Annotated in this window: 4 protein-coding genes and 1 pseudogene; all 5 read left to right on the plus strand. The window is 55.1% G+C overall.

All coding sequences use genetic code 11. From position 1 onward, the window contains the following. A pseudogene (locus WBM93_RS13650) lies at positions 1 to 87 on the plus strand (GatB/YqeY domain-containing protein); the annotation flags it as partial. A 4-nt stretch (positions 88 to 91) separates the two neighbouring features. Next, entirely contained in the window at positions 92 to 1960 is a 1869-nt protein-coding gene (dnaG, locus tag WBM93_RS13655) for a DNA primase (protein WP_424432413.1), read from the plus strand. Between the two features lie 23 nt (positions 1961 to 1983). Then, entirely contained in the window at positions 1984 to 3993 is a 2010-nt protein-coding gene (gene rpoD / locus WBM93_RS13660; protein ID WP_424432414.1) for an RNA polymerase sigma factor RpoD, read from the plus strand. Positions 3994 to 4136: 143 nt separating this feature from the next. Continuing rightward, positions 4137 to 4793 carry a DUF6975 family protein gene (locus tag WBM93_RS13665; protein ID WP_424432415.1) on the plus strand — a complete coding sequence of 219 codons (657 nt, stop codon included), beginning with the start codon at positions 4137 to 4139 and terminating at the stop codon, positions 4791 to 4793. 109 nt (positions 4794 to 4902) lie between these two features. Continuing rightward, a partial coding sequence (locus tag WBM93_RS13670) for an AAA family ATPase (protein ID WP_424432416.1) occupies positions 4903 to 5477 on the plus strand: 575 nt, incomplete at its 3' end.

The following is a 5477-nucleotide window of genomic DNA, read 5'->3' on the forward strand; positions in this document are numbered from 1 at the left end:
CCGGTGATGGGCGAACTCAAGAAACGCCACGGCACCGAAATCGACATGAGCAAAGCCAGCGCACTGGTGAAGGCGGCGCTGAGCTAAATCTATGACCCTGTCCCCGCAATGGCTCGAAGAACTGCGATCGCGTGTCACTTTATCGACCCTGATCGGGCGAACTGTGAAGGTGCAGAAGGCGGGGCGGGAATATAAGGCGTGCTGCCCGTTTCATAACGAGAAAACGCCGAGCTTCACGATCAACGACGAAAAAGGCTTTTACCACTGCTTCGGCTGCGGCGCTCATGGTGATGCGATCAGCTGGATGACCGAACAACGCGGGCTGGGCTTCATGGACGCGGTCAAGGATCTCGCAGCGGAAGCCCAGATGGATGTCCCTGCCCCCGACCCGCGCGCGGCGCAACGCCAGGAAACCCGCGCTACCCTGCACGACGTCATGGCAGCAGCGCAGGACTGGTTTGTCGCACAATTCAACGGCGTCGAGGGGGCTGCGGCTCGGGAATATCTAAAAAACCGCGGCATATCCGAAAGCACGATCCGCGAGTTTGGTTTCGGTTTTGCGCCCGATTCCCGGGGACGGCTCAGGCAAGCGCTCTCGGTTCATGGCATGGACCAGCTGGTCGAGGCCGGACTGCTGATCAAGGTCGAAGAAAAGGAGCCCTATGACCGGTTCCGCGGTCGGTTGATGATCCCGATCCGCGATCCGCGGGGCCGGGTGATTGCTTTTGGTGGCCGCATCTTGGGCGATGGCGAGCCGAAATATCTCAATAGCCCCGATACGCCCTTGTTCGACAAAGGCCGCACGCTTTACAATCTTGACAAGGCCTCGCCGGCATCCCGCCAGACCGGACGGATATTGGTGGTCGAGGGCTATATGGACGCCATCGCTCTGGCGCAGGCCGGATTCGCGGATGTGGTGGCTCCTCTCGGCACCGCGCTGACTGAGCATCAGATCGAACGGATCTGGAAAATGGTCGAAGCCCCGATCCTCTGTTTTGATGGCGACAATGCCGGCCAAAAGGCTTCGATGCGGGCGGCCTTGCGCGCTTTGCCGATCTTGCGCCCCTCGCACAGCCTGCACTTTATTTCCCTTCCAGCCGGCCAGGATCCCGATGACCTGATCCGCTCCGACGGCGCGCAGGCCTTCGCGGCTTTGATCGCCAAACCCCAGATGCTCGACGAGAAAATCTGGCAGGTGGAATATGACGCGGAGCCGCTCAATACTCCGGAAACCAAGGCTGGCCTGAAAAAACGCCTGTCCGGTCATGTCCGCGAAATCGCCGACCAGGATATTGCCCAGCATTATCGGCAGGAATTCCACGAGCGCTATCAAGCTGCTTTTTTTTCCCGGAAGGACAATCGTTCAGAAGGGCGGTTTACTCCGGGCAAAAACCGCAAATTTCCGTCGAAATTTGTATCTTTCAAGCCGCTGGACGACACCAAGACCTTTTTGATCGAGGGTTATGACCTGCAAATCGCCAAAGGAATATTAGGCGGTCTGATCCGCCATCCGGGCCGTATTTCGAGCCATTTCGAGGAGCTCAGCGCGATCAAACTTGCCGATTCGCAATTGCAGATGTTGCTCGGTGAATTGATCAATGTCGCAATGAGCAAAGAAACGCTTGATATGCAGGGCCTTCTTACCATATTGGAGAAGACAGATTGTTATAATGTCGCAAAAGGGCTGTTACGGGCCGACGCGCTGAATTTCACTTTCAACCGCAGAATGCCAGAAGATGCCCCTTCGCTTTTGATCGAAAGGGCGCATCGGGATTTGGCAGAAGCGATAAAAGTGGTGACGGCGCGCCCCGGACTGGAAGCGGCTCTGGCAGAGGCGACGCGGCGGGTGCAGGACGATCTCACGGAAGAAAGTTATGCCGAGCAGCAGCGCCTCAGGGAAGCAAAGCGGTTATTTCACGAGCGGTTGGTCGACCTGACCCAGATCGACGACACAGTGTAGTTTTAAATTAGGGGCCTCAGCCATTGGCAAGTAAAGCGAAAAATTCCAAAGCCGAAGACGAACCGTTGATCGATCTCAACGATAGCGCGATCAAGAAATTGATCACTAAAGGGAAAAAGCGCGGCTATCTGACGATTGACGAGCTGAACGAAGCCCTGCCCCAGGACCAGAACGAGCAGATTGAGGACGTGATGTCTGCAATCTCCGAAATGGGTGTCCGGATTGTCGAGAATGACGAGGAAGCCGCCGAAGAACTGGGCGGCGATGAAGTAGAATCTATCGACGGCAAGGGCAAAGAGAAAAAAACCGCTGCTGCCGTTCCCAAAAAGGCCGCCGCCGACCGCACCGACGATCCGGTCCGCATGTATCTGCGCGAAATGGGCGCCGTCGAATTGCTCAGCCGCGAAGGCGAGATCGCCATTGCCAAGCGTATCGAAGCTGGCCGCGACACCATGATCTGGGGCCTTTGCGAAAGCCCGACCACATTTAACGCGATTATCGAATGGTCAACCGCGCTCAACGACGGCGAAATGCAGTTGCGCGAAATTCTCGATCTCGACGCAATGCTTTCCAAGGATCCGGTCCCGGAAAATCTTGACGAAGAAGACGATGATGACGGCGAAATCAGCGAGAAAACTGCCGGCCCCTCGTTCAAGGATGATGACGAAGTCGAGGATGAAGAATCGGCTGACGGTGACGATGATGAAGAGGCAGAACTAACCGAACGCCGCACCAAGCGGGTGGTCGAAGAGGAAGAGGAAGACAATACCCTTTCGCTCGCCCAGATGGAAGAGGCCCTGAAACCCGACGCGCTCGATAAATTTGCGCTGATCACATCGGTGTTCAAGAAATTCTCGAAATTGCAGACGATCAGGCTGGACTCGTTGGCAGCCGGCAAGGATTTTCCGAAAGCTTCCGAGACAAAATATCACAATTTGCGGGAAGAATTGACCGCGTTGGTCGAAAGCGTGCAATTTCATGCGAACAAGATCGAGTTTCTGGTCGACCAGCTTTACTCGTTTAATCGCCGGCTGACGACGCTCGGCGGGCAGATGCTCCGTCTGGCGGAACGGCACAAGGTTCCGCGCCGTGCGTTTCTGGAGAGCTATGTCGGCAACGAGCTGGACGACGGCTGGCTGGCCGGCATGGCCAAGACCGACAAAAAATGGGCGGCCTTTGTCGAAAAAGAAGCAGAAGCGGTTGACCGCATCCGGGCTGAAATTTCCGATATCGCCAATGCTACCGGAACATCGCTGATCGAATTTCGCCGCATTGTAAATATGGTGCAAAAGGGCGAGCGCGAAGCGCGGATCGCCAAAAAGGAAATGGTCGAAGCCAATCTTCGCCTCGTGATTTCCATCGCCAAAAAATATACCAACCGTGGCTTGCAGTTTCTCGACCTGATTCAGGAAGGCAATATCGGCCTGATGAAAGCGGTCGACAAATTCGAATATCGCCGCGGTTACAAGTTCAGCACCTACGCCACCTGGTGGATCCGTCAGGCGATCACCCGATCCATTGCTGATCAGGCACGTACCATACGTATTCCGGTGCATATGATCGAAACTATCAACAAGCTGGTCAGAACGTCCCGCCAGTTCCTCCATGAACAGGGCCGGGAGCCGACCCCGGAAGAGATGGCCGAACGCCTCTCCATGCCGCTTGAAAAAGTGCGCAAGGTGATGAAAATTGCCAAGGAACCGATTTCGCTCGAAACCCCAATCGGTGATGAAGAAGATTCGCATCTCGGTGATTTTATTGAAGACAAAAATGCAATCATCCCGGTCGACGCGGCAATTCAAGCGAATCTGAAGGAAACTGTGACTCGCGTTCTCGCCAGCCTGACTCCGCGTGAAGAACGCGTGCTGCGCATGCGATTCGGTATCGGCATGAACACCGATCACACGCTGGAAGAAGTAGGACAACAGTTCAGCGTCACGCGCGAACGGATCCGGCAGATTGAGGCAAAGGCGCTCAGAAAACTGAAACACCCGAGCCGCAGCCGCAAAATGCGGAGTTTCCTGGATCAATAGCTTGCCACGTCCCCACCGAACATCATGGTTTGTAAATAGCTAACAGCCGATAAACCAGCTCTTTAGGAATCATCTGTATAGCCTGGATTGGACGAAGATGTTTATTGCATTTTCGCGATAATTCTCGGGATATCGGAAACGCGATGCTTGGACAAAATGCACAATCGACGACACAGCATAGTTTGGCTGAACATGTCGGCACCCATGGCAGCGATATGGCGCCCTATGTCCAGCTGATCGCCGAAGATTTCTCTATTCTGTCTGGTGCGGATATCGCTGACATCGCACATTTTTTGTGCATTTTGCACGGTAGGCATCCCGGTGTCACCGACAATGCCGCGACCAAAACCGCCGATGATGCGGCACGCGAATGGCTGGTCCAGGCGACCGACGGTTTTGCTGCTGAACGGGCATTTCTGACAAAATTGACCGTGGCTGCCGGACCGGTTTCCGGAGTCAGCGCTGCGGACCAAAGCAATGCGGCGGTGCACGGCCAGCGCAAGGCACTGGAAATGCTGTCGCAATCCGATCGCAACGGATGCGCCATCGGAGCGGCAATTGCACTGGTTTCGGACTGGCACTCGATTAGGAAAATCCTTGAACCGATCGCACTTCGGGTCAGCGTCGAAGCCCGTTCATCGATCCTGCCGGATGTTGCGACCACGGTGGCCCTCAAAGACCAGTTGTCGCAAACACCGGCTCTCGAACGGGCTTTGAATTTTGGCTCGGAACAGCTGCTCAACCAGCATCGAGGACTTTGGCAACTGCTTGAAGCACGCCGGAAAACGCGCCTTTCCTAAAATTTTACGCGTCAGTTCCCGCCAAACTTAACCAAATGATTAACTTGCCTACAATGGGGGTTTTCCCTATCGCCTTTGCTTTGACTATCACGGCAAGGAATAGAAAATCATGCGTTTTGACGGTACCAAAGACTATGTTGCAACCGATGACCTGAAGGTTGCTGTCAACGCCGCCATGACCCTCCGGCGCCCTCTCCTTGTCAAAGGCGAGCCTGGCACCGGTAAAACGGTTCTGGCCTATGAAATTGCCAAGGCAATGGGCACGCCGCTGATCGAATGGAATGTAAAATCCACGACCAAAGCGCATCAGGGCCTGTATGAATATGATGCGGTGGCGCGTCTGCGTGATGGCCAATTGGGTGATGAGCGCGTCCACGATATTTCCAACTACATCCGCAAGGGAAAGCTGTGGGAAGCATTCACCGCTCCCGAACTTCCCGTCCTGCTGATCGACGAGATCGACAAAGCGGATATCGAATTTCCGAACGACCTACTGCAGGAACTCGACCGCATGGAATTCCATGTCTACGAGACCAAGGAAACCATCAAGGCGGCGGAACGGCCGATCGTGATCATCACGTCCAACAACGAGAAGGAGCTTCCCGACGCCTTCCTGCGCCGCTGCTTCTTCCACTATATCAAATTCCCGGATCGCCAGACGATGCAGGAAATCATCAACGTCCA

Origin of the sequence: Parasphingorhabdus sp. (assembly GCF_049667325.1) — a bacterium.
Taxonomy (GTDB): Bacteria; Pseudomonadota; Alphaproteobacteria; order Sphingomonadales; family Sphingomonadaceae; genus Parasphingorhabdus.